Below are 23606 nucleotides of genomic sequence, written 5' to 3'. Positions count from 1 at the left end.
CTGATCAGCGGAATGTCAGGGTGCCACCCGTGCCATCGATGAACGTCATGACTCTGGTCACGCCGCCGCCGAAGTCGATCCGGTACTGCTGATTCACCGACAGCCCAGGCAGCCAGCCGCCGTTCGACTGCAGTGAGAGCTGCGTGAGCTCGTCGTCGCCGGACAAGCCGGCGGCGACCTGAGTCCAGACCCCGTTCCTCATCTGCTGGATGGCCACTCCTCGCACGTACTGTCCCATGTCCGCTTCCTTTCCTGATGCTCCGCGGTCAGTCGAAGTCCACGTACTTGATCTCGACCGACCAGCTCATGCCCCTGTCGAAGTCCGCCTCGAAGCCGGCCGCCAGGTAGCCCGTGCCGACGTCGCCGTTGACGTGCTTGCAGGTACCCCGCTGATCACGCGGCCAGCCGGATGAGACGCTCGCGTGGACGATTCGAAGGTTGGGCTGACTCCACTCGCAACTCCTCGTGATATTTCCGGATACAGCCGTCCCACGCGCCGACAGGGTGGTCGTGTGCACCTCGACACCCTCGGGAACCTTCGTCGTGTCGCCGTGCTCACCGATCCCGATTGCGCCCCCGTCACGTCCCGTGAGCTGGTTCGTGTGTCCTCGCAGGTGTGCAACGTTGTCGAAGAAGTCCACGATCGCCTGCATCTTGGCCTCGAGCTTTTCCGCGCTGTCGAGGGGACCGGTCAGGGCTCCAGGATTCCGCCAGAGCTTCTGCCGCTCCGAGCCCGCCAGCGCTTCGATACCGTTGAGCTCCTTGTCGAACTGCGCTCGATAGTGCGCGGGCAAGGACGTGTGCAGTCGCCGGCAGTTCGCGAGCGTCGTCGTCAGGTCGGAGAGGTTCACCAGCGTGGTCGGCGGAACCTTGATCTCGCGAGGGAAGGTCGGCACGAGAACACTCAGATGAGTCAGCTCGGCGACGACGTATCCTCCTGCTGCGTTCTGCTTGAACCATTCGAAGAGCTCGCCCACCGCCGTGGGGGTCAGGCTGCTCTGGACGTCCTTGCCGCGGAGCGTCTTCGGTGCGGTTGCGCTTTCCTTCGCCGACGTGTGCTCGGCGAACACCATGATGCTCACCCCGGACGTCGCCGCCGTCTGCGTGAAAGCCGCACTGCCGTCCACGGAGAAGATGTCCCCGCCTTTGGCCTGCACTGCGGCTTCCACCTTGACCAGGCTGCTCGAGTCGTGCGCGCTGAGAACATACATCGCATGGAACTCGGCGTGACGGAGTCCTCCGCTGATGAAGTAGTCGCCGTACTGGGCTCGGAACGTGTCGATGCCGCCGGCAAGCAGCTGTGATGCTGCGGTCGAGAGCGCGGGGTTCTTGACCTCATCGAAGTCATCCTGATCGCTGTACCACGAGATCAGGAGCGTCTCCTGCGTGCTCGAGTACTTCGCGTTGCTCAGGAAGCTCACGCTGGCGCTCATCTGCACGCCGTCCGCCTCGCCCGAGGCTTTCAACGAGCCTTTGACCTCCCGCTCGAAGTCTTCCTGAGAGCGCACGTAGCGTACGTACAACTTGCGCCCGCTGAGCGTCGACGGTGAACTGTCGACCGCCGACAAGGCAGACTGCATGGGCTTGCCTGCGAGGAAGTCGTATCCGCCGCCGAGCTTGAACCCTTTCTGCCAGGGCATGAACAGCCGCTGGTCCAGCTCTGTGGTTTCGTCGACCGCATGAATCGTCATGGCACCCTTCCATCAACTCGTTCCGGGCATGGCGTTCCGGATGTAGTCGATGGTGATCCTGGGAGGACGAAGCCGCATCGGGCAAATGCCCTATCTGCGCCTGCGGAGACGACTTGGCCGGGGGTTCTGCGGTGCCACGCACATCGTGGTGATGTCGCTCACCCTCGCAGCGACGGCGGTCCTCACGCTCACGTCACGCGGTAGGCGACGTAGCGCACGCGGTGCGCTTCACGAATGTAAGACGCGACGTACATGGCGCTCTCGAACTCGGGTCTTGTCGCCGATTCGAGGGTGAGAGCCGCCCGGAAGTAGTAGTCGTCGGGAGCGACGTCGTCGCCGCGGAGGAGCGACTCGAGCACGGCCGGGTCGCCACTTCGTACGCCTCGCGCGCGGATGTAGAGCAGTTCGCCGTCGTGGGAGCGCGCACTGTAGCGACCGTCGATCTCGATGGAGCCGTCGGCGCGCACGGTCTGCCAGTCCGCGCCGCCGGCGAGGATGACCCCCTTGAACTCCCCGGTGATCGTGCCGCCGGTCACCGGGATGATCCGGCGATGACCGACGCGCGTCATCCCGTGATCCTCGAGGGCGCCGAGTTCTGCGACGACCTCGAAGGCGCGCTCGAGTGCGGGCACCGGAGGGAGCGGCGACATGGCGTACCTACTTCCCGAGCGGGCGAGTAGACGAGCGTTCGCGGTAGATCAGATCGAACGACTCGACCGTGTGCTCGGCCACATCGTTGCCATGGAGGAGAGAGATCAGCAGTTCGCCGGCCAGCCTGCCGGCGTCTCCGGCTCTCAAGTCCAGCGCCGAGATGGGCGGCTGCACGATCGGCAGCGCCGGACTGTCGGTGTACGAGACGAGCTGGATGTCATCCGGAACGGAGTGCCCCAGCTCTCGCAGGATCGAGAGAATGCCGACACCGAGGCCTTCGGGGAGACAGATGATCGCGTCGATGTCCGGATGCCGCGTGTGAAGCCCCTGCACGGTCCGATGGAGTTCGTCGGCCGATGGCAACCCCGCAAGGTCCACGAACGTGACAGCGACGTCGTTCTCGGTCGCCCAGGTCGCGGCCGCGGACGCCGCGACACGCACCCACATCTGATTCGCGGGCGGATTGATGACCGCGATCGACGTCGCTCCCCCGGCGCGCAGCAGGTCGAGCAGCTGATACATCGCTGTGCGGTGGTCCCCGGCCACGACCGCGGTCGGCTCGGGCATTCCGGGTGGCACCGGTTCCGAGACCACGACGGGTCGACCGGTCTCGAGGATCGCGCGCGCAAGCTCGTCACCCTCGATCACGTCGGCCATCACGAAGCCATCGACGTGGAGACTACCCGCCTTCGCGGCCGGAAAGTCGGCCGGGACGAGCGTGACCGTGAGCTCCCTGTCCTTCGTGCTCTCGACGACGCCGACCGCGAAGTTCATGTAGTACTCCATGAAGTTCATGCCGCCGGGCAGCCACAGTCCGATCGATCCCGCGCGGGCTCGGCGCAGGTTGCGGGCGCCGCTGTTGGTCGAATAGTGAAGCCTCGATGCGGCCTCCATGACGCGGGACCGCGTTTCGGCGGAGACCCGTCCGCCGCCGGTCAGCGCGCGTGAGGCGGTTCCGCGCGAGACACCGGACAGATCGGCTACGTCCTGCAGAGTCGCCGGTCGCGTCGATGGCATCGGTACCTCCTCCGGCCGATCCTAGGGGGATCATCTTGCCATCAATATTGCACAATCGATTGCGCATCACCCGCTGCGTAGGGCACACTCTCCTCCAAGACATGCCGACGATGTAGTCGGCAGGGTCGATTACCCGACGAAGGAGTTAGCCATGACGTTGGACTCGAGCCTCCTCAAGGAGGAGCCGACCGGAACGCTGAAGAAGGCCGCGCTCGGCACGTGGGGAGTCGTCTTCCTCGTCGTCTCGGCGGCGGCTCCGCTGAGCGTGCTCGCCGGCATCGGACCCCTCGCCGTTCTGATCGGCGGCGTCTCGGCGCCCGTCGTCTACGCCGTCGCCGGAATCGTCCTGGCTGTGTTCGCCATCGGCTTCCTGTTCATGGCGCGAAACCTCAAACCCATGGGCGGCTTCTACACGTACATCTCGGTGGGACTCGGCAGAGTCATCGGGCTCGCCGCGGGCTTCCTCGCCTGGGTGTCCTACAACCTGCTGCAGATCGGCCTGTGGGGTTTGTTCGGCGTGATGGCGCAGGGGATGTTCGCCGTGGTGTTCGGCATCGAGGTGCAGTGGTGGGTGCTTGCCGTGATCGGCGCGGTGCTGGTGTTCGGCCTTGCGGCGGTCGGGGTGGATGTCGGAGCGAAGGTCCTGGGCGTGCTGCTGGTGCTCGAGACGGCCCTGCTCGTCGTGCTCGCCGTGGCGATCCTCAGCCAGCGGGCCGGTCAGCTGGAGTTCGGAACGTTCGCTCCGGAGAACATCTTCACCCCGAGCATGTTCGCCATCCTCGGGTTCGGCTTCGCCGCCTTCATGGGCTTCGAGTCCACCGTGCTCTACCGCAGCGAGACCCGGGAGCCCGATCGATCGATCCCGCGCGCGACCTACATCGCCGTCGCCTTCCTCGCGATCTTCTACACCGCCACCCTGTGGCTGGTGATCCAGGCGTTCGGCGACAGCGAGGTGCAGGGAGTCATCGCCCAGGATCCGGCGGCCTTCTTCTTCACCGCGATGGGGGCGTACGTGGGCGAGTGGGGTGTCTCGGTGATGTTCGTGCTGATCGTCTCGAGCATCTTCGCGGGCCAGCTCGCGTTCCACAACGCGATCAACCGCTACAGTTTCGCGCTCTCGCGCGACGGCATCCTCCCCGCCTTCTTCAACCGCACCAACCGGATGGGCGCGCCCTGGCTCGCCGGGCTGATCCAGAGCATCGTCGCCATCGCCGTCGTGATCGCCTTCGGCGTCGCCGGCCTCGACCCGCTCACGCAGCTCGTCATCCTGGTCAACTCGCCCGGCGTGTACGGCATCATCACCCTGCAGCTTCTCGCGTCGATCTCGGTGCTTCGCTTCATCCTGCGAAACCGGGATCTCCCACGGCGCTGGTACGTGCTGCCTGCCGCGATCTTCTCGCTCGTGGCGATGGCCGTTCTGCTCACCGTGCTGGTCATCACGATCGACTACCTGACGGCCGCGGGGCCCGCCATCAACGCGGTCATCCTCGCCGTGGTCCCCGTCGTGCTGATCGCCGGCGCGGCGTACGCCGTCTTCCTCCGCAGCCGCAAGCCAGAGGTGTTCGCGCGGATCGGCGGCGCCGATCCGGAAGCCGTCCTGGCCGAGGCGGAGAAGGTCCGGTGAGCCACGCGCTCGCGGCCGATCTCGTGCTGTTCGGCGGGGCCGTCGTGACGATGGCACCCGAAGCGGCGACCGCAGCGGATGCCGAGGGCCTGGCCATCCGCGCCGGCGAGGTGGTCGCGCTCGGCGACAGGAGCACCCTCCAGACCTACATCGCAGAGGGAACGCGAGTCATCGAGCTGGCGGATGCCGCCATCCTGCCGGGATTCGTCGACAGCCATATCCACCCGGTGTTCGGCATCGATCTGACCCGCGGGGCCGACCTCAGTCGCTGCCGGACGCTCGCAGACGTCGAGGCGTCGTTGCGGGCGGAGGCAGCCGGGCTGGGGGCGGAAGACTGGCTCCTCGGCTGGGGGCTCGACCCGAACGTGTTCGGTGAAGCACCCGTCTCGAACGCGGTTCTGGACGAGGTCGCGGGTGACCGCCGCGCCTTCATCCGCTTCTTCGACGCGCACGCCGCGCTGGCTTCCTCGGCAGCGCTCGAAGGCTCGGGTGTCACAGGCACCGAAGAGTTCACCGATGGGTCTCGTGTCGTCACAGACGCCTCGGGCGCACCGACGGGCTACCTCCTCGAGATGCAGGCAATCCACCTCGTCGAGGCGACCCTGCCAGAGCTCAGCTTCGACCAGCGAGCCGAGGCGCTCTACGACGTGCTCCTGCACATGGCGCGCGCAGGGTTCACCTCGGGGCAGGTCCAGGACCTCGCCCCAGACGCGATCCAGCTCCTGCAGACGATAGAGGCGACGCGCGACCTTCCGATCCGGTTGCGGATGTCTCCCTGGTACGTGCCGGGGGCGCCGCTGGAAGAGGTCTCGCGCCTGGCCGAGATGCAGGGCATGCGCGGGCGCCGCTGGATCGTGGAGGGCGTCAAGCTCATGATCGACGGCACGGTCGACAACGGAACGGCCTGGCTGCATGAACCGGACTGCCTCGGCGAGTCCACGGCATCGCTGTGGCTCGATCCCGAGCAATACCGCCACGCACTCACGGAACTGGACCGCCGCGGAATCCCGACCACTACCCACGCGATCGGCGACGCAGGGATCGACTTCGTCGTGCGCGCCATCGACGGATTGGCCGATCCCAGGGCGACGCACCGCGTCGAGCACATCGAGACGATGACGGATGCCGCACTCGAGGTGTTCGTGTCGTCCCGCGCAACCGCGAGCATGCAACCCACGCACTGCACGCTCTTCACGCGGGCGGACGGGAGCGACAACTGGTCGCGAAGACTGGGGGAGGAGCGCGCGGGGAGAGGCTTCCGCACCCGCGACCTCGTGCGCGCGGGGATCCCTCTCGCCTTGGGGTCGGACTGGCCGGTCGCTCCGAGTGATGCGGTCGGCATCCTGGCTGATGCCCAGCTGCGCCGTCCGCACGACGATCCGCACGCGGTGCCGGTCAATCCGGACCAGGCGCTCGACGCGATGGAGGCGCTGCGGGGACTGACCGTTGAGCCCTATCGATCGATCGGGCGAATCGGCGGTGTGCTCGCGGTCGGCTCTCCGGCGGACATCACCGTGCTCGATCGCGACCCGCGCGTGGTCGCGCCCGAAAGCCTCGGCGAGGCTGCTGTCCTGCTGACCGTCGTCGGCGGTCGAATCGTCGTGGACGCCGACGTGTCCTGAGCGGCGAGTCGCCGGCGATGATTGCGGCGTTTGACGGAGGCGTTTCCCTATGCCGGGAGGGTTCGGTTACGCTCGCGGGGTGTCCACGCCCCCATTCCGCGCCGATGTCGTCGGCAGCTTCCTCCGCCCGGCCGAACTCGCTGCCGCCCGCCGACGATTCGCCGCCGGTGACATCGACGCCGAGGCTCTGCGCATCGCGGAAGACACGGCGATCACCGAACTGGTGGCACGCGAGGCCGACGCCGGGCTGGCGCTCGCGACGGACGGCGAGTTCCGGCGCGCGTGGTGGCACTTCGACTTCTTCGGCTTCCTCGACGGGGTGGAGATCGTCGAGCTCGACCACGGCATCCAGTTCCAGGGAGTCCAGACCAAGCCTCACGGCATCGAGGTCACCGGCAAGATCGGCTTCAGCGACACCCATCCGTTCCTCGACCACTTCCGCTCGCTCAAGGACGTGCTCGAGCGCACCACGGGAGCTGTGCCGAAGTTCAGCATCCCCGCGCCGACTGTGCTCGACTTCCGCCTCGAGCCCGACCACATCGCCGCGTCGGCGTATGACGGGCGGGACGATATCGTCGACGACCTGGTCGAGGCGTACCGCCGCGCCCTCGCCGCGTTCTATGACGCCGGTGCCCGCTACCTGCAGTTCGATGACACCGCGTGGGCGTACCTCTGCTCGGCGGTCGAGCTCGAGAAGGCGCGGGAGCGCGGCATCCGCACCGACGGCATCGCCGAGCGGTATGCCGGCATCCTCAACCGCATCCTCGAGGGCAAGCCCGACGACCTCGTCGTGACCACCCACGTCTGCCGCGGCAACTTCCGCTCCACCTGGATCTCGTCGGGTGGGTACGAGCCGGTCGCCGAGCAGCTCCTCGGCAACACACGCTACGACGGCTATTTCCTCGAGTACGACAGCGAGCGGGCCGGCGGGTTCGAGCCGCTGCGGTTCCTCCCCGAGGGCGACAAGACGGTCGTGCTGGGGCTCATCACGTCGAAGACCGGCGACCTGGAAGACGTCGATGCCGTCAAGCAGCGCATCGACGAGGCATCCGCGTTCGCCCCGCTCGACCAGCTCGCCCTCAGCCCGCAGTGCGGGTTCGCCTCGACGGAGGAGGGCAACCTCCTCACCGAAGAGGAGCAGTGGGCGAAGGTGCGCGAGGTCGTCGACATCGCCGCCGACGTCTGGCGCTGAATCGAGCAACTGAATCCAGCCGCTGAATCCGGGCGCGAGCGGTCGGTGCGGCCTGGGATGATGAACACCATGACCGGGGTCGACGAGCAGCCGGCGGGCAAGGGCATCCGGCGCGCCTCGCCCGTGCGGCAGGTGCTGACGCTCTTCGGCGATTACTGGTGGCACGTCGACGAGGCCTTTCCGACCGGCGCGCTCGTCGCGGTGCTCGGCGACCTGGGCCTGAAAGAGGCGGCGGCGCGCGCCACGCTGACGCGGATGGTGCGCAACGGGCTGCTCTCGGCGGAGCGGAGCGGGCGTCGGACCGCCCATCGGCTGACCGAGCGCGCGTCCGCGATCGTCGACGAGGAGGCCGCGTGGCTCGACTCGTTCGGCGTCGAGGAACAGCCGTGGGACGGCCTGTGGAGCGTGCTCGCCTTCTCGATCCCCGAGTCGCAACGGGCGGTGCGCCACCTCGCCCGGTCTCGCCTGCGCTGGCTGGGCTTCATGCCGCTGTACGACGGGCTGTGGATCTCGCCCCGCAATCACGCCGCCGACGCGATGACCCAGCTGCGCGAGCTCGATGTGAGGGACGTGACCTCGATGCGCGCGAGCGTCGAGACCTCGATCGCCGGCGGGCCGCAGGCCGCGTGGGATCTTGCCTCGATCGCCGAGGAGTATCGCTCTTTCGCCGCGGCAGTCGCCGCGGTCGATGAGTCCGCGACACCCTCGGCTGCCCTTGCCGAGCGCACCCGCCTCATGCTGCGCTGGCAGGCGTTCCGCCTTCTCGACAACGCGATTCCGCGGGAACTCGTCCCCGAGGATTGGCCTCGCACCGCCACCCGCAGACAGTGGGTCGGTCACTACAACGCGATGGGCGCGCCCGCCGAGCAGCGCGTCCGCGCAGAGATCACCCCCATCTCGATCGAGCTCGCCGAGCGGGTGACCGTTCGCCGGCTGCGCCTCTGACGCGCCCCGCTCCGGCGTCCGGGAGCCGATGCCCGACGCTGCCCGATCAATACTGGAAGTTTTCTTGCCGATCGTCACCGCAAGTTCTACTCTGGGCCCGTGACGGCGACGCAGCCGACGCTCGAGACAACGGTGTCTACGGAGGGTGAGATGAACAGGTTCAGGAGGAACGTGCTCGCGCTAGGGGTGTCAGCCGCAGCCGGCGCGCTCATCGCAGGGCTGCTCGTGCCGGTGGCGGCCGCGGCCGCGCCGCGGGTGTCGATCGACGTGCTGTCGGGGCGCGCCGACAGCGTGACCGGGGGCGACGCCCTGATCGCTGTCGCCGGCGCGAAGCCCGACGACCGCATCTTCGCCGCCGGAGTCGAGGTGACGGACGCGTTCCAGCCGCTCGACGGAGCCCGCGTGGGCCTGGTCGACGGACTCCCGATCGGCGTCAGTGAGATCCAGGTCGTGCGCAAGCACGGCGGGAAGGTGCAGGCCTCCATAGAGATCGAGAACCACCCTGTCACCGGTCCGGTGTTCTCGGGTCCGCAGCATCCGATGTACTGCACCGCCAGTGCCGCACCCTGGAACCTCGGGGCGGTCGACGAAGACTGCCACGTCGCGGTGCCCGTCGTCACCTACCGCTACCGCACGACCGCCGGCCAGTTCGCGGACTATCCCGTCGACGGATCCACCCCCGGAAACCTCGCCACCACCACCGTCGACGGCGCGACCGTCCCCTACATCGTGCGCATCGAGCGCGGCACCATCAACCGTGCCGTCTACGAGACCGCCGTGCTGCATGCTCCGGGCACCGCAGACCCGACGCCAGGGGCGGCCGGCCCGGGCTGGAACGGCAAGCTCGCCTACACCTTCGGCGGGGCCTGCGGCGTCGGGTACTGGCAGGGCACCAGCACGGGCGGTGTGCAGAACGACCTGTTCCTGAGTCGCGGCTATGCCGTGGCATCCGCCACCCTCAACGTCTACGCGCAGAACTGCAACGACGTCACCAGCGCCGAGACCGCGATGATGGTCAAGGAGCATGTCATCGAGCAGCTCGGCCGCGTCGAGTACACGATCGGCTCGGGCGGTTCGGCCGGCACGATGCAGCAGCTGCTGCTGTCGAACAACTACCCGGGCATCATCGACGGCGTCCTCGGCGAGATCGGCTACCCCGACGAGCGCTCGACGACGATCGGCGGCCACGACTGCCGAGGGCTGCTGAACTACTGGAACTCGCCGGCGGGGGCGGGGTGGACGGACGCGCAGAAGGTCGCCGTGACCGGCCACGCGGTTCCCGGCACCTGCTTCGGCTTCACGTTCTTCGACGGCGTCGACGACCCCAACCGGGGCTGCGCGGCGGCGATCCCCGTCGCCGATCGCTGGTCGCCGACCAACCCCGACGGTCTGCGCTGCACGATCGCCGACATGGTGAAGAACGTGTACGGGACGGATGCCGAGGGCCGCGGTCTGCGCGTCGAGCCGGACAACGTCGGCGTGCAGTACGGCTGGAACGCCCTGCAGAGCGGTGCGATCACCGCCGAGCAGTTCGTCTCGCTCAACGAGCGGATCGGCGGCATGGGCATCGACGGCAACCGCACCGTCGAGCGCTCCGAGGCGAGCATCGAGGCGATCGAGCGGGCTTACGCCACCGGACGCGTCAACATGATGACGGGTGGCCTCGGGTGGACGCCGGTGATCGAGATCCGCAACTACACCGACCCGACCGGCGACTTCCACGAGCGCTACCGCTCGGCCATCATCCGGGAGCGGATGCTCGCCGCCTACGGCGACGCCGGCACCCACGTCAACTGGACGGGTGCCAACATCGGCGCGAACACCAACCAGATGCGCGTTCAGGCTCTCGACAAGCTCGAGCAGTGGCTCGACGCCATCCAGGCCGCCGGCGGGCCCGAGGACCGTGCGCGCACCATCGCCGCGCGGCCGGCGGATCTGACCGACGGATGCTTCGACTCCCAGATGGCGTTCATCGAAGAGACCCTCGACTACGACGACCCGACGAGTACGTGCAACACGCTGTACCCCTATCACTCGCAGCCGCGGGCAGAGGCGGGCATGCCGCTCATCGCCGACGGACTGAAGTGTCAGCTGACCGAGCCGGCGCGCACCGACTACCCCGAGCTGAGCGACGCGCAGTGGGCGCGCCTGCTGGCGACGTTCCCGGCAGGCGTCTGCGACTGGGACGAGCGTCCGCAGGGCTACGCGGAGCTCGAGGGTACCTGGCTCGACTTCGGCGACACCGACCCGGCCGATGTGTCGATCCCGAAGATCACCGGATCGGCGCGGGTCGGTTCCCCGCTCACGGCCTCGGCGGCTTCGTCCACGGCGGGCGCGACGCTGTCTTACCAGTGGCTCGCGGACGCCGCGGTCATCGACGGTGCGACGGGCGCGACGTTCACCCCGGGCATCGAGCTCGTCGGTGCGACGATCTCGGTGCGGGTGACAGCAGCCGCGGAAGGGTTCGTGGCAGTCAGCCGCGTGTCGGGCGGCACCGCCAGGGTCGCCTTGGCGACCGTGCCGGTGATCGAGGGCGCTCCCGTCGTCGGGGCGCGGCTGAAGGCCGTGACCGGTGACTGGACCCCCGGTGCCCGCCTCACCTACCAGTGGTTCGCTGACGGCAAGCCGCTGCGCGGCGAGACGAAGGCGACCCTGCAGGTGCGAGCGACGATGATCGGCGACCGGATCGCCGTCCAGGTGACGGGCAGCCTGCGCGGGTATCAGACGGTCTCGTCGACGTCGGAGCCGACGCTCAAGGCGGCGCTGGCGACGCCGCCGCTCGTCATCGGCTCGCCGGTCGTCGGTGCGAAGCTCATCGCGCTGCCGCTGCTGTGGACGCCCGGCACGTCGTTCACCTACCAGTGGCTTCGCGACGGGGAGCCGATCGCCGCCGCGACCGAGCAGACGTACCGGCTGACGCGCGACGACCGCCGGACCGAGATCACTGTCGCGGTCACGGGCACGAAGGAGGGATACCCCTCGGTCACCCTCGAATCGCGGCACGGCGTCAAGGTGCGCTGACCCGACAGTGCGCGCGAGGGGGCGGGCTCTCAGTCGAGAGCTCGCCCCCGCTGTGCGCGCGGGTCATCGGGGGCCGCGAAGACGCTACGGGTGGACGCGGTCGACGAGAGCCAGGCCGCGCCGGGCCCAGGCGATCTCGCCGCGGGCACGATCGACGAGACCCTCGTAGGCGAAGCGCTTGTAGGCGATGGTGCGCTCGCGGTCGGCATCGGCGGTCACGGCGAGGCGCCGGATCAGCATGGGGTTCGTGACCGCGTCGATGCGCTCGAGCTCCTGCTCCCACTGGGCGAGCTCACCCTCCCACTGTGCGATGTGGCGCTCGAGGAACGCGCGCGCGGCTTCGGGCGTGGTGGTCTCCAGATACGCGGCCCGCAGGTGCGAGGGGTCGCGCACCCGCTGGTAGTCCAGCGGGGAGGCCATCCACTCGACGAACGCCCGGTCGCCGGCATCCGTCACGTGATACAGGCGCCGCGTCCCGCGCTCCCCGCGGGCCTGCTCCTCGCCCTCGACGAGACCCAGCTGCTCCATCTTGCGCAGCTCGGGATAGATCTGCGAGTCGGGAGCATGCCACACGTGACCGACCGACTGGTGGAACTGCTTCTGCAGGTCGTAGCCCGACAGAGGGCCGACCCGCAGGATCGCCAGCAGCGCGTATCGCAGACTCATGGGCGCTCCTCTCTCCCCGAGCGTACCGACAGAGGGAGCCCGCCCCGTCAGGACGGACCCCCTCTGATCGACTGCGCCCGGGGCTGCCTCAGGCCGACTCGCGGTACCCGGTGCGCCAGCCGCCGTGGTAGGTCTGGCGTGCGACGGTCGAGTACGGCACGGGCGACACGACCGCCCGCACCTCGAGCTGCCGGTGCGGCTCGACCGAGGCCTTCGTCGTGCCGCCGTCGGGCTCGCCCCACACGACCGTCACCTCGGCGCCCTCGGGGACATCGGGGGCGACCGTCGCGAGCGACAGCGCACGCTTCTCGTTGGCGCTGTACCCGGTGAACATCGAGAAGCCGACGACGCTGCCGTCGGCGTCCGTCACCGAGTCGTAGTTCGCCGACCCGTAGTTCGCCAGCGGAAGGTCGAAGAACTTGTAGCTGTCGCCCTCGACATCGAACAGCGAGGCGAAGATCTTCGTGACGTCCTCCGCGTTCCAGGCGAGAGTCACCTTTCGCCGCTGCGTCGCCGGGTCGATCTTCTCGAGCGCGTCGCGCCCGATGAAGTCGTGGTCGAACTTGACGAACGATCCGTAGCCGAGCTCCCACGGCGTCAGGTAGTAGTCCGAGATGTCGTCCGAGACGAACGAGCCCGCGAGGGTGCCCGTCGCCTCATAGCTGTCGGTGCCGAGCCACTCGCGGTAGCCGCGCTCGGCCTCGCCCGAGTAGATCGCCGGCAGCGGCGACGGGATCCAGCCCGACTCGAGGGTGTTCGAGGGATACGCGCGCGAGCCCACCGGCACGAGGCCGAACTCGGCGCCCGCCTCGACGATGAGGTCGCGTACGCGGTGGTGGTGCTCGTACGGCCCCCAGATCTCGAGGCCCGGAGCGCCGGCCATGCCATGCCGCAGGGTGCGCACGCGCGCCCCGCCGAGCTGCATCTCCGACATGCTGAAGAACCTCAGCTGCTCGAGCGGCCCGCCGTTGAGCTTCTCGATGACCTGCCACGCGGTCGGTCCCTGGATCTGGAACCGGTAGTACCGACGGGCGACGGCATCGCCGTAGGGGCGCGAGGGCGAGCGGCGGTCCACGGTCACGTCGAGGTTCGCGTAGCCCCCGGTCTCGGCGTGGTACATCAGCCAGTTCGACGCCGGGGCGCGGCCGACGTAGACGTACTCGTCTTCGGCTTCGTGGAACAGGATGCCGTCGCCCACGACGTGCCCCGACGACGTCGTCGGCACGTACTGCTTGGCCCGGTTCACCGGGAACGTCGCCACCGAGTTGATCGCCGTGTCGGAGATCAGCCGGATGGCATCGGAGCCTTTCAGGAACACGTTGTCCATGTGGTGGGACTGGTCGTAGAGGACGGATGCCTCGCGCCAGGCCCGCTGCTCCTTGATCCAGTTCTGGAAGTCGGCCGGGACCACGGGATAGATGTACGAGCCGATCTGCGAGTTGCGCAGCATCTCGACCGGGTTTCGCCCGTCGATGAGCTCTTGCAGATTCTGAGCCATGAGGAACCTCTCTGTTCGTTGGGATTCTGTTCTTCGGGATTCGGTCGGTGCCGTCAGGCGAAGACGATCGTGTGGTTGCCGTGACGGATCACCCGGTCTTCGGCGTGCCACTGCACGGCACGCGAGAGCACGGCACGCTCGACGTAGGCACCTCGCGCCTGCAGGTCGGCGGCGGTCATCGCGTGCGAGACCCGCGCCACGTCCTGCTCGATGATCGGACCCTCGTCGAGGTCTTCGGTGACGTAATGGCTGGTCGCCCCGATGAGCTTCACCCCGCGCTCCTTCGCCTTGCGGTACGGCGCGGCGCCGATGAAGGCGGGAAGGAAGGAGTGGTGGATGTTGATGATCGGCACGCCGACCTCTTCGAGGAACGAGTCCGACAGGATCTGCATGTACCTCGCGAGCACGACGAAGTCGACGTTGCCTCCCAGCAGCTCGACCAGCCGAGCTTCGGCGGCGGTCTTGTCAGGCCCGTGAGCCGGCACGTGGAAGAACGGGATCCCGAACGAACGCACGTCCTCTGCCGTGTTCGTGTGGTTCGAGATCACCATCGGGATCGTCACGGGCAGCTCGCCGCGGCGGTGGCGCCACAGCAGTTCGAGCAGGCAGTGGTCGCTCGTGGAGGCGAGGATCGCCATCCTCTTCGGGATGGACTGGTCGGTCAGTCGCCAGGTCATCCCGAACGGTCCGAGGGTCTCGTCGAGGTCGGCCTCGACGGCGGGGAGCGCCGCCTCCAGATGGGGACGGTGGAACACGACGCGCTGGAAGAACTCCCCGCCTTCAGGGTTGTCGGAGTACTGATCGAGCGTGACGATGTTCCCGCCGATCCGTGTCACGAGGGCAGTGACCGCCGCGACGATGCCGGGCCGGTCGGGGCCGTGAACGATGAGACAGGCGTGGTCGTGCGTCGCCTCGAGTCGCGGCGTCATTGCACCGCGCCGGAGTACTCGGCGGCCACGAACTCGCGCGCCCACTGAGCGGTGGCCAGAAGGCCGCCGAACGTGTAGAGGTGCAGCTTGACCGTCGACGCGGCGGGGAGCTGTTCGGCGAGATCGGACACGAAGCGGTCGGGTCCTGCCGTGCCCATCAGGTTGGTCAGCGAGAAGCCGTACTTCTTGACGATCATCGCGTTCGCGCCGACCCCGAAGCGTCGGGCGAAGGCCATGAGCCGCTTGATGCCGGCGGGACCGGGTGTGCCGACGCGGATCGGGGCGTCGATGCTGCGGTCGCGGACTGCCGCGATCCAGTCGATCACGGGTGCGGTGTCGAACGCGAACTGCGTGAGGATGACGGCGTCGAGACCCTGCTGCGCGAGGGCGAGCGCCTTCTCGTCGAGGTGGCGCCACAGCACGTCGTCGGTGATGTCGGGGTGCCCCTCGGGGTATCCGGCGATCGAGACCTCGCGGACCCCGTACTGCTGCAGCAGCCCGGACTGGATCAGCGACAGCGCGTCGGGATAGGGCCCAGCCGGATCGGCAGGGTCGCCGCCGACCGCGAAGACGTGCTCGGTCGCGCCGACCTCGTGGAGCCGGCCGAGGAACTCCTCGAGCTGCGCCGCCGATTCCAGTCGACGTGCGGAGATGTGAGGGACGGGGACGAAGCCCGATTCCTTCACGGCCCGCGCGGCGGCAACGCGCATCTCGAGGTCTTCGTTGCCGAGGAAGGTGACGTTGATCTTCGTGCCGCGGGGGATGATCGCTCGGGCCTCGTGCAAGCCGGCGACGTCCTTGCCGGTCATCTCGAGCGAGAAGCCGTCGACCAGCGCGGCAGCCGAAGGGGAGGCGGGGCTCGCGTGCGCCATGACTGCGGTCCTTTCGTCACCGGGCGCATCATCGCGTCCCGCGAGACTGACGATACCTATGCACATAGGTAATGGCAAGAGGGGTGCGCGATAGTTCAACGAATCTGTGACGGGCGTCATGAAATCATTGACAATCTCAGTCGAGGGGCGCACGATGTGTCATGTCCGGCACGCCGCCGTGAGGACTCCGACTGCTGTCGGACCGACTCGGGTGGCCGGAGACCCCGCACCCGTTCCTGAGAGGCCCGTCAATGAAGAAGAGTCTTGCCACCATCGGAGTCCTGGCAGCCGCCGCCCTCGCCTTGAGCGGCTGTTCCGACTCCGCCGCCGACCCCGAGTCCAGCCCCTCCGACGCCGATGCCGGCTCGGGCGAGCTCACCACTGTCCGTGTCGCCGCACTTCCGATCGCCGAGACCGGCGCGCTATGGGCCGCGATGGACGAGGGCATCTTCGAGGAGCACGGTCTCGAGATCGAGGTGGTGCCCGCCCAGGGCGGCGCCAACGCCATCCCTGCGCTGCTCAGCGGCGACATCGAGTTCGCGATCGGTCAGCCGTTCGGCCCCATTCGCGCCGACCTGCAGGACCTCGGCGTGACGATCGTCGGCAATTACGCCAACAGCCTCACGGAGGGCACAGACGTCAACGCCGTCGTCGCCCTCGCGGACTCGGGCATCACGCGCCCGGCCGACCTCGCCGGAAAGAAGGTCTCGGTCAACACCCTCGGTGCCGCCGGTGACCTCACGATCCGCAAGGCCGTTCAGGACGACGGCGGCGATCCCTCGACCATCGAGTTCGTCGAGGTCGCCTTCCCGGATGTGCCCGCGCAGCTCGAGGCCGGCACGATGGACGCCGCCTGGGCACCCGACCCGTTCCGCGGCATCATCGTCGGCGGCGGGGGCACCTCGGTGGTCGCTCCCTACCAGGCGACGATCCCGGGCCTCACTGTGCTGACGAACATCACCACGCAGGCCCTCCTCGACGAGGATCCCGACCTGGTGGCGTCGTACTCCGCTGCGATGACGGAGGCGCTGGAGTGGGCTTCCGACAACGAGGAGGCCGTGCGCGCGGCGATCGCGACCAACCTCGAGATCCCGGAGGAGGCGGCCGCGGGCATCACCCTCCCGACGTTCACCTGGGACCTCGCCGACGCCGGTATCGAAGACCTCGGCGCTCTCGCCGTCGAGTTCGAGTACATCGAGACGGAGCCCGACTACGGCCGCCTGATCCAGCAGCAGTAGCACGATGACAGCGACGGGGCGGATGCCGCGGCCCGCGGACATCCGCCCCGTCCTTGCCGGAAGAGACACCATGCAGACTGTCGTCATGACAGACGTTCCCGACGTCCCGGCCGTCCCCCCGGAGCCAGGCGCGGACGACGGGCGCTTCCGCCGCCGGCGCCGGGGGCGCACGCTTCGGAAGGTCGTGCTGGGACTGGCGGGCATCGCCGGGTTCCTCGTCACGTGGCAGCTCCTGCCCACCCTCGGCATCGTCAACGAGGCGTACTTCCCGACCGCGACCGACACGATCGGGCAGCTGATCGTGCTGATGGGCGACCTGGAGTTCTGGCGCAACGTCGGCCGCACTCTGACCTCGTGGGCGATCGGCCTGCTGATCGCCACCGTGCTCGCGGTCGTGCTCGGCACCGTCATCGGGCTGGTGCCCTTCCTGCGGCGCGCAACGCATACCACCGTGGAGTTTCTGCGTCCGATCCCGTCGGTGGCGCTGATTCCTCTCGCGATCCTGATGTTCGGCTATCAGCTGCAGGCCGCTCTCCTGATCATCGTGTACGCCAGCTTCTGGCAGGTCTTCATCCAGGTGCTGTACGGCGTCGCGGATGTCGACGCCGTGGCCCGCGACACGGCGCGCAGCTTCGGGCTGACGAGAGGCTCGCGGATCGTGAACCTCGTCTTCCCGACGGCGCTGCCGTATCTCATGACCGGGCTGCGACTGGCCGCGACAGTGGCGCTGATCCTCGCGATCACCGCAGAGATGTTCATCAGCATCCCCGGCCTCGGTCGCGCGATCATGATCGCCCGTGAGTCGGGTCAATGGACCACCGTGTACGCGCTCGTCATCGTGACCGGGATGCTCGGCCTGCTGGTGAACCTCGGCTTCCGCGCGATCGAGCGCCGGACGCTGTCGTGGCATCAGTCGGTGCGCGGGGAGGAGCTGCTGTGACCCTGTACACGAGCACGGTCGTGACCCCCCGCGGCCGTTCGCGGGCCTGGGCGAAGTTCGGCGAGAACACCGCCTATGCCCTCGGTCTGCCGATCGTCCTGCTGGTGATCTGGGGGATCTGGTCGTCCATCTCGCCTGCGCTGTTCTTCCCGAGCCCGCTCGTCATCTTCGAAGCGTTCGTCGACACCTGGATCGGGCCCGCCTTCGTCGCCGATGTGCTGCCGAGTCTCGCTCGACTGGCGATCAGCATCGTGCTCGCCGTCGTCCTCGGCATCGCCGCGGGTACAGTCATCGGACTCGTGCGCTGGCTGCGCGAACTGCTCGAGCCGATCTTCGAGTTCTTCCGTGCCGTGCCGCCCCCGGTCCTCATCCCTATCGTCGCGGTGCTCGTGGGAGCGAACGACATGATGAAGGTCGTCGTGATGGTGACCGGCGCCGTCTGGCCGGTGCTGCTGAACACCATCGAGGGCGTCCGTGCCACGGACTCGGTCATGACCGAGACGGCGCGGTCGTTCGCGATCACCCGAGGGGAACGCCTGCGGTTCCTCGTGCTGCCCGCGGCGAGCCCGCGCATCATGACGGGAGTGCGGCAGTGCCTGTCGATCGCCCTGATCCTGATGGTGATCTCCGAGATGTTCTTCTCGTCGTCGGGCCTGGGCTACCGAATCGTCTACTTCCAGCGCAACTACCTCATCGCCGAGATGTGGAGCGGCATCGTGCTGCTCGGCCTGATCGGCGTGCTGCTCGCGGTGATCTTCGGATTCGTCGAGCGGCGGGTGCTTCGCTGGTACCACGGAATCAAGGAGGTGGAGCGTGCCTGACACGCTGCTGAAAGTCGAACGCCTGCGCAAGGTGTACGAGGCGTCGACCGGAAACGTCGAGGCCATCGGCGACATCAGCTTCCAGATGAACTCGGGCGAGCTCGTCTGCATCGTCGGTCCGTCGGGATGCGGCAAGACCACGCTGCTCAAGTGCATCGCGGGCCTCCTCGCGCCGACCGAGGGTGTGGTCGAGCTCGACGGCAAGCGCGTCACTGCGCCGCCACCGCGCATGGCGCTGGTGTTCCAGGAGTACGGCCGCAGCCTGTACCCGTGGCTCACGGTGCGCGGCAACGTCGAGTTGCCGCTCAAGCACAAGAAGCTCTCGCGGGCGGACCGCGACCGCTTGATCGACGACGCGCTCACGGCGGTGGGTCTCGAGCACGCGTCGAAGAGCTACCCGTGGCAGCTGTCGGGTGGAATGCAGCAGCGCGTGGCGATCGCGCGGGCGGTCGCGTATCAGCCCGAGGTGCTCATCATGGACGAGCCCTTCGCTGCGGTGGATGCCCAGACCCGGGCCGACCTCGAAGACCTGGTGCGCACCCTCCACCGCGAACGGGGCATGTCCATCCTCTTCGTCACTCACGACATCGATGAGTCGGTATACCTCGGGGAGCGCGTGATCGTGCTGTCGAAGTCGCCGACGTGGGTGCAGGAGGACCTCGCGATCGACATCGCGCCCGAGCGCGATCAGATCACGACGCGGGCGCTTCCGCGCTTCACTGAGCTGCGCACGCACGTCTACGAGCAGATCCAGCGAGCCAAGCGCGGTGAGGCCGTGCGGCCGAGCGCGGCGTGACCGGCACGGCCCTTGCGGTCTTCGGCGGCACCGACGACTCGATCCTCACGCGCAAGCCGCGGCAGCTGCTGCTGGCGTTCTTCGGCGAGTACGTGTGCGACAGGTACTTCGAGCCGTTGCGTGCGAGCGTGCTCATCGGCGCGCTCGAGAGCGCCGGGGTCGCGGCATCCGCCGTCCGGACGAACCTCGACCGCATGGTCCGCAGTGGTGTGCTGGAGCGCACGCGACTCGGGCGTGAGATCGGGTTCCTGCTCACGCCGCACGGCAGCGAGGTGCTGCGCGAGGCATCCGTCCGCGTCAATGGACCTGCGCCGTTCGAACCGCAGAGCGACGGCTGGACGGTCGTCACCTTCACCGTGCCCGAGCACCTGCGGGACCTGCGTCATCGGTTGCGGGCCGCCCTCACGTGGTCGGGTTTCGCACTCCTGCGCGACGGGATGTGGATCGCCCCCGGAGCGGTCGACCTCGCCGCTGCGCTCGGCGCCATCATCCCCGATCTGCCGCCGACGTCGGTGAACGCGTTCTCGGCAGCCGAGCTCGACGGGTTCCCGATGACCGAGACCGTGCGCCTGGCGTGGGATGTCGAGGCCATCCGGACCGCCCATCACGAGTTCATCGCGCACTGGGAGCACGACGACGCCGCGTCGGACCTGCCGCCCATCACCGCCCGGACGATTCTCGTCGCCGACTGGCTCGCGCTGCTGCGGGCAGACCCGCGGCTTCCTCGTCAGTACATGGGCGACGACTGGCCGGCCGATCGAAGCTTCGAGCTGTTCACGCGCCGACACCGTGAGTTCGCGTTCCCCGCTGTGAGAGACTTCGCGACGCTCGTCGGCTGAGGCATCCGCGCCGCAGCGCGCTCACCGACGGAAGCGCTCGCGCAGATCGGCCTTGCGGACCTTGCCCGACGCGGTGCGTGGCAGGTCCTCGACAACGACGACGTTCTTGGGGAGCTTGTACCGCGCGAGCAGTCCGTCGAGGTGGTCGCGCACCTTCTCGGTGTCGACCTCGGCCCCGTCCCGCAGGGTGACGACGGCCCAGGGCACCTCGCCCCACCGCTCGTCCGGCACGCCGACGACGGCAACTCCCGAAACGCCCTCTATGTCGGCGATGAGGTTCTCGACCTCGGCGGGGTAGATGTTCTCCCCTCCCGAGATGATCATGTCCTTCAGCCGATCGGAGATGTAGAGGTAGCCGTCCTCGTCGAGGTATCCGAGGTCGCCTGAGCGGAACCAGCCGTCGTCCGTGAAGGCATCGGCGGATGCCTCGGGCAGCCCGTGGTAACCGAGGAAGACGTTGGGCCCCGACACCTGGATCTCGCCGACGGTGCCGCGAGGCACCATGTCGCCGTGCTCGTCGGCGATGCGCACCTCGGTGAAGAAGTGCGGCAGCCCCACGCTGCCCTGCTTCTCGCGCGTCATCGCGGGCGACAGCGACGTCGCCCCGGGCGAGGTCTCGGTCATGCCGTATCCCTGCGAGAAGGACAGGCCACGCTCTTCGTAGGCGTTGAGGATGCGCGTGGGCACGGCGGAGCCCCCGCACGTGAGCTTCTGCAGCGACGTCAGATCGGTGGCGGCCCAGGCGGGGTGGTCGGCCATCATCTGGTAGGTCGTCGGCACGCCGCTGAGCATGGTGATGCGGTGCTGCTGAATGAGGGCCAGCGCCCGGCCGGGCTCGAAGCCCTTCTCGAGCACCAGCGTCGCGCCCTTGAGGATCACCGGGAGTGCGCCCATGCCGAGCGAGGCGACGTGGAAGAGGGGTGAGATCATCAGCGACACGTCGGTCGAGACGACGTCGTAGTCGACGGCGCAGTTGAGTGCCACCCACGTGAGGTTGCCGTGGCTGAGCACAGCGCCCTTCGGGCGCCCCGTCGTGCCCGACGTGTAGATGATCGCGGCCGGGTCGTCGTGACCGACCTCGGCCAGCGTGTGCCCGCCGGTCGCCGTCGCGATGAGCTGAGCGAGCCCGGGGTGCTCGGGCAGGCCCACACCCGTGACGATGACGTGGGCGATGCGACCCGCCTCGACTCCGGGCATCGCCCGATCGAGCAACTCGGGGTCGAGAATCAGCGCGCGCGCCCCCGAATCGGCGAGCACGTGGCGCATCTCGGGCGCCGCGAGCCGCGTGTTCACCGGCACGAACACCGCGCCCAGCTGGGCTGCCCCGAACATCACCTGCAGGAACTGCGGGCTGTTCTCTCCGATGTACGCGACGGCGTCGCCCTTGCGGATGCCGCGGTGCCAGAGCACGGCGGCGACGCGGTCGGCGGCGTCGGCAAGCTGCCGGTAGGTCAGGCTCTCGCCGTCGAAGACCACGGCGGTCTTGCCCGGGTTGCGCAGGCGGCGCTTGCCGAGCCAGAACCCGATTCCGAGGTGGTGCATGGGTCGATCCGGGAGGTCAGGCGTAGAAGCGGTACAGACCGCGGGCGACGACGGCCGGCTTGTCGGCGCCCTCGATCTCGATCGTCTGGTCGACGGCGAACTGGTATCCGCCGCGCACCTCGGTGACCTCATCGATGACGGCGTTCATCCGCACGCGGGCGCCGACCTTGACCGGTGAGACGAACCGCACCTTGTCGAGGCCGTAGTTGACGCGCGTGGTGACCCCCGTGGCGTCGAAGAGCTCCGACCAGAACTTGACCGTGAGCGAGAGCGACAGGAACCCGTGGGCGATCGCGCCGCCGAACGGACCCTCGGCGGCGCGCTCGGGGTCGACGTGGATCCACTGGTGGTCGTCGGTGGCGTCGGCGAAGAGGTTCACGCGGTCCTGCGTGACCTCGAGCCATTCGGTCCAGCCGAGGTCGGTCCCGGCGAGGCTCGCAATGTCCTCGTAGGCGACGGTGGTGGTCATGGTTTCTCCTTCTGGTGCCGTGTCAGGCTGTGGTGCAGGGGTCAAGTGAACGCCGCCGTGCCCGTCAGGGCGCGGCCCACGATCAGGGCATTGATCTCGTGGGTGCCCTCGTACGAGTACACGGCTTCGGCATCGGCGAAGAACCGGGCGACGTCGTGCTCGAGGAGAATCCCGTTGCCGCCGGCCACTTCTCGGGCGAGGGCGACGGTCTCCCGCGCCAGGCGCGCGGTCTGCAGCTTCGCGAGTGCCGAGTTGACGTGGGCGAACACGCCCCGGTCCTGGGCGCTCGAAAGCGCGGCGACCATCGACAGTGACGCGACGGTGTTGCCGAGCATGCGGGCGAGCTTCTCCTGGACGAGCTGGAAACCGCCGAGCGGGCGGTCGAACTGGCGCCGCTCGCGGACGTAGCGCACGGCCGCGTCGAGCGCGCCGGACTGAAGTCCGGCGGCGATCCACGCGACGTCCGCGCGCATCGCGCCGAGGATCCGCGACACGTCATGCCATCCATCGACGTTCTGCAGCCTCGACTCCTCGCCCACCCGCACGTTGTCGAGGGTGATGAGGGCGTTCTGCATGGGGCGCAGCGCGATCTTGCCGTCGATCGGCTGCAGGCGCACCCCGGTCGATCGGGTCGGAACGAGGAAGGCCTTGACCGCCCCCTCGTCGACGTCGCGGGCGAAGACGACGAGGACGTCCGACCCGGCCGCGCCGCCGATCCACTTCTTCCGTCCGTCGAGCACCCACTCGTCGCCGTCCCGGCGGGCGGTGGTGGCGAGCCCTCCGGCGATGTCCGAGCCGTGCTCCGGCTCGGTGAGGGCGAAGACGCCCCGCAGCTCGAACGTGCGCACGAGCGGGTCGAGCCGGGCGGCCTGCTCCGGTGACCCGCCCAGGCGGACGGCGGTGCGGAAGAGCCCTGACTGCGCGTTGTAGAGCGTGGCGACCGAGACGTCGGTGCGCGCCAGCACGTAGTTGCGAAAGCCCGAGAACATGCTCGACGCCGCCTCCGAGGCATCCACTCCGCGCGGCTCCATCAGATCGAGGGGGATCAGCGCGTCCAGCACCGCGCCGGGCATTGTCGCCGTCTCCCAGGCATCGGCGAGAAGGGGGCGGATGCTGCGGCCCAGCGTGTCCTGAAGCCGCCCGAGCGCCGACTGCGCGGCGGGGCTCAGGTGCTCGGCCGCGACCGCGTACGGGTCGAACCCGAACGTGGCCTCCGCTTCGAGCGCAGGCACG

21 protein-coding genes are annotated in these 23606 nt (G+C 68.4%); 10 read left to right on the top strand and 11 right to left on the bottom strand.

Going from position 1 to position 23606, the window contains the following annotated elements; translation table 11 throughout:
* Positions 1–4: 4 nt before the first annotated feature.
* The 4 genes from MK786_RS12155 to MK786_RS12140 all read right to left on the bottom strand — a co-directional run bounded on the left by MK786_RS12155 (position 5) and on the right by MK786_RS12140 (position 3359).
* Positions 5–238, bottom strand: a complete 234-nt coding sequence (locus MK786_RS12155; protein WP_241112509.1) for a hypothetical protein — start codon at positions 236–238, stop codon at positions 5–7.
* A gap of 28 nt (positions 239–266) precedes the next feature.
* Entirely contained in the window at positions 267–1691 is a 1425-nt protein-coding gene (locus MK786_RS12150) for a hypothetical protein (protein ID WP_241112508.1), read from the bottom strand.
* Between the two features lie 188 nt (positions 1692–1879).
* Positions 1880–2341: a DUF3237 domain-containing protein gene (locus tag MK786_RS12145; protein WP_241112507.1), complete on the bottom strand. Its 462-nt coding sequence runs from the start codon at positions 2339–2341 to the stop codon at positions 1880–1882.
* A gap of 7 nt (positions 2342–2348) precedes the next feature.
* Entirely contained in the window at positions 2349–3359 is a 1011-nt protein-coding gene (locus MK786_RS12140; protein WP_241112506.1) for a LacI family DNA-binding transcriptional regulator, read from the bottom strand.
* A gap of 151 nt (positions 3360–3510) precedes the next feature.
* Here MK786_RS12140 and MK786_RS12135 point away from each other — a divergent pair, with 151 nt between their 5' ends.
* The 5 genes from MK786_RS12135 to MK786_RS12115 all read left to right on the top strand — a co-directional run bounded on the left by MK786_RS12135 (position 3511) and on the right by MK786_RS12115 (position 11763).
* The gene (locus tag MK786_RS12135) at positions 3511–4983 is read left to right on the top strand and encodes an APC family permease (protein ID WP_241112505.1); all 1473 of its coding nucleotides are present in this window, start codon (positions 3511–3513) and stop codon (positions 4981–4983) included.
* Positions 4980–6605, top strand: coding sequence for an amidohydrolase (locus tag MK786_RS12130; protein ID WP_241112504.1), 1626 nt, complete (start codon positions 4980–4982; stop codon positions 6603–6605). Before MK786_RS12135 ends, MK786_RS12130 begins: the two co-directional genes overlap by 4 nt.
* A gap of 79 nt (positions 6606–6684) precedes the next feature.
* The gene (locus MK786_RS12125; RefSeq protein WP_241112503.1) at positions 6685–7797 is read left to right on the top strand and encodes a 5-methyltetrahydropteroyltriglutamate--homocysteine S-methyltransferase; all 1113 of its coding nucleotides are present in this window, start codon (positions 6685–6687) and stop codon (positions 7795–7797) included.
* 69 nt (positions 7798–7866) lie between these two features.
* Complete coding sequence (locus MK786_RS12120) at positions 7867–8742, top strand: PaaX family transcriptional regulator C-terminal domain-containing protein (protein WP_241112502.1); 876 nt, start codon at positions 7867–7869, stop codon at positions 8740–8742.
* 150 nt (positions 8743–8892) lie between these two features.
* Positions 8893–11763, top strand: a complete 2871-nt coding sequence (locus MK786_RS12115) for a DUF6351 family protein (protein ID WP_241112501.1) — start codon at positions 8893–8895, stop codon at positions 11761–11763.
* Between the two features lie 84 nt (positions 11764–11847).
* On the opposite strand, the gene MK786_RS12110 is transcribed toward MK786_RS12115, so the two are convergent.
* The 4 genes from MK786_RS12110 to MK786_RS12095 all read right to left on the bottom strand — a co-directional run bounded on the left by MK786_RS12110 (position 11848) and on the right by MK786_RS12095 (position 15728).
* On the bottom strand, positions 11848–12429 hold the full coding sequence (locus MK786_RS12110; protein WP_241112500.1) for a PadR family transcriptional regulator: 582 nt from the start codon (positions 12427–12429) through the stop codon (positions 11848–11850).
* An 88-nt stretch (positions 12430–12517) separates the two neighbouring features.
* Complete coding sequence (locus MK786_RS12105; RefSeq protein ID WP_241112499.1) at positions 12518–13927, bottom strand: aminomethyl transferase family protein; 1410 nt, start codon at positions 13925–13927, stop codon at positions 12518–12520.
* A gap of 53 nt (positions 13928–13980) precedes the next feature.
* The gene (purU, locus tag MK786_RS12100; RefSeq protein WP_241112498.1) at positions 13981–14856 is read right to left on the bottom strand and encodes a formyltetrahydrofolate deformylase; all 876 of its coding nucleotides are present in this window, start codon (positions 14854–14856) and stop codon (positions 13981–13983) included.
* Positions 14853–15728 carry a methylenetetrahydrofolate reductase gene (locus tag MK786_RS12095; protein ID WP_241112497.1) on the bottom strand — a complete coding sequence of 292 codons (876 nt, stop codon included), beginning with the start codon at positions 15726–15728 and terminating at the stop codon, positions 14853–14855. Before MK786_RS12095 ends, purU begins: the two co-directional genes overlap by 4 nt.
* A gap of 251 nt (positions 15729–15979) precedes the next feature.
* Between MK786_RS12095 and MK786_RS12090 the strand changes: the two genes are divergently transcribed.
* The 5 genes from MK786_RS12090 to MK786_RS12070 all read left to right on the top strand — a co-directional run bounded on the left by MK786_RS12090 (position 15980) and on the right by MK786_RS12070 (position 20362).
* Positions 15980–16966, top strand: a complete 987-nt coding sequence (locus MK786_RS12090) for an ABC transporter substrate-binding protein (protein ID WP_241112496.1) — start codon at positions 15980–15982, stop codon at positions 16964–16966.
* Between the two features lie 85 nt (positions 16967–17051).
* A complete protein-coding gene (locus tag MK786_RS12085) occupies positions 17052–17906 on the top strand; it encodes an ABC transporter permease (RefSeq protein WP_241112495.1) in 855 nt (284 codons plus the stop codon).
* Positions 17903–18727, top strand: a complete 825-nt coding sequence (locus MK786_RS12080; protein WP_241112494.1) for an ABC transporter permease — start codon at positions 17903–17905, stop codon at positions 18725–18727. Before MK786_RS12085 ends, MK786_RS12080 begins: the two co-directional genes overlap by 4 nt.
* Positions 18720–19523 (top strand): ABC transporter ATP-binding protein, encoded by an 804-nt coding sequence (locus tag MK786_RS12075; protein WP_241112493.1) that lies wholly within the window; start codon positions 18720–18722, stop codon positions 19521–19523. The genes MK786_RS12080 and MK786_RS12075 overlap by 8 nt, the downstream gene beginning before the upstream one ends.
* Positions 19520–20362, top strand: a complete 843-nt coding sequence (locus tag MK786_RS12070) for a PaaX family transcriptional regulator C-terminal domain-containing protein (protein ID WP_241112492.1) — start codon at positions 19520–19522, stop codon at positions 20360–20362. Before MK786_RS12075 ends, MK786_RS12070 begins: the two co-directional genes overlap by 4 nt.
* A 21-nt stretch (positions 20363–20383) precedes the next feature.
* Here MK786_RS12070 and menE read toward each other — a convergent pair whose 3' ends face one another.
* The 3 genes from menE to MK786_RS12055 are packed head-to-tail and all read right to left on the bottom strand — an operon-like array spanning position 20384 to position 23605.
* The gene (gene menE, locus MK786_RS12065) at positions 20384–21904 is read right to left on the bottom strand and encodes an o-succinylbenzoate--CoA ligase (RefSeq protein WP_241112491.1); all 1521 of its coding nucleotides are present in this window, start codon (positions 21902–21904) and stop codon (positions 20384–20386) included.
* A 16-nt stretch (positions 21905–21920) separates the two neighbouring features.
* Positions 21921–22373, bottom strand: coding sequence for a MaoC family dehydratase (locus MK786_RS12060; RefSeq protein ID WP_241112490.1), 453 nt, complete (start codon positions 22371–22373; stop codon positions 21921–21923).
* 41 nt (positions 22374–22414) lie between these two features.
* Positions 22415–23605, bottom strand: coding sequence for an acyl-CoA dehydrogenase family protein (locus MK786_RS12055; protein ID WP_241112489.1), 1191 nt, complete (start codon positions 23603–23605; stop codon positions 22415–22417).
* Position 23606: the final 1 nt, after the last annotated feature.

This window comes from Microbacterium sp. CFH 31415 (genome assembly GCF_022538185.1).
In the GTDB taxonomy this organism is placed as follows: Bacteria; Actinomycetota; Actinomycetes; order Actinomycetales; family Microbacteriaceae; genus Microbacterium.
The sequence above is the reverse complement of the archived record's forward strand: the minus strand, read 5'-3'. Positions and strand labels throughout refer to the sequence as shown.

Coding starts and splice junctions, on each gene's coding strand:
- MK786_RS12140 (WP_241112506.1), bottom strand. CDS start 3,359: ATGCCATCGACGCGACCGGCGACTCTGCAGGACGTAGCCGATCTGTCC.
- purU (WP_241112498.1), bottom strand. CDS start 14,856: ATGACGCCGCGACTCGAGGCGACGCACGACCACGCCTGTCTCATCGTT.
- MK786_RS12135 (WP_241112505.1), top strand. CDS start 3,511: ATGACGTTGGACTCGAGCCTCCTCAAGGAGGAGCCGACCGGAACGCTG.
- MK786_RS12060 (WP_241112490.1), bottom strand. CDS start 22,373: ATGACCACCACCGTCGCCTACGAGGACATTGCGAGCCTCGCCGGGACC.
- MK786_RS12110 (WP_241112500.1), bottom strand. CDS start 12,429: ATGAGTCTGCGATACGCGCTGCTGGCGATCCTGCGGGTCGGCCCTCTG.
- MK786_RS12090 (WP_241112496.1), top strand. CDS start 15,980: ATGAAGAAGAGTCTTGCCACCATCGGAGTCCTGGCAGCCGCCGCCCTC.
- MK786_RS12155 (WP_241112509.1), bottom strand. CDS start 238: ATGGGACAGTACGTGCGAGGAGTGGCCATCCAGCAGATGAGGAACGGG.
- MK786_RS12105 (WP_241112499.1), bottom strand. CDS start 13,927: ATGGCTCAGAATCTGCAAGAGCTCATCGACGGGCGAAACCCGGTCGAG.
- MK786_RS12095 (WP_241112497.1), bottom strand. CDS start 15,728: ATGGCGCACGCGAGCCCCGCCTCCCCTTCGGCTGCCGCGCTGGTCGAC.
- MK786_RS12120 (WP_241112502.1), top strand. CDS start 7,867: ATGACCGGGGTCGACGAGCAGCCGGCGGGCAAGGGCATCCGGCGCGCC.
- MK786_RS12115 (WP_241112501.1), top strand. CDS start 8,893: ATGAACAGGTTCAGGAGGAACGTGCTCGCGCTAGGGGTGTCAGCCGCA.
- MK786_RS12150 (WP_241112508.1), bottom strand. CDS start 1,691: ATGACGATTCATGCGGTCGACGAAACCACAGAGCTGGACCAGCGGCTG.
- MK786_RS12145 (WP_241112507.1), bottom strand. CDS start 2,341: ATGTCGCCGCTCCCTCCGGTGCCCGCACTCGAGCGCGCCTTCGAGGTC.
- menE (WP_241112491.1), bottom strand. CDS start 21,904: ATGCACCACCTCGGAATCGGGTTCTGGCTCGGCAAGCGCCGCCTGCGC.
- MK786_RS12085 (WP_241112495.1), top strand. CDS start 17,052: ATGACAGACGTTCCCGACGTCCCGGCCGTCCCCCCGGAGCCAGGCGCG.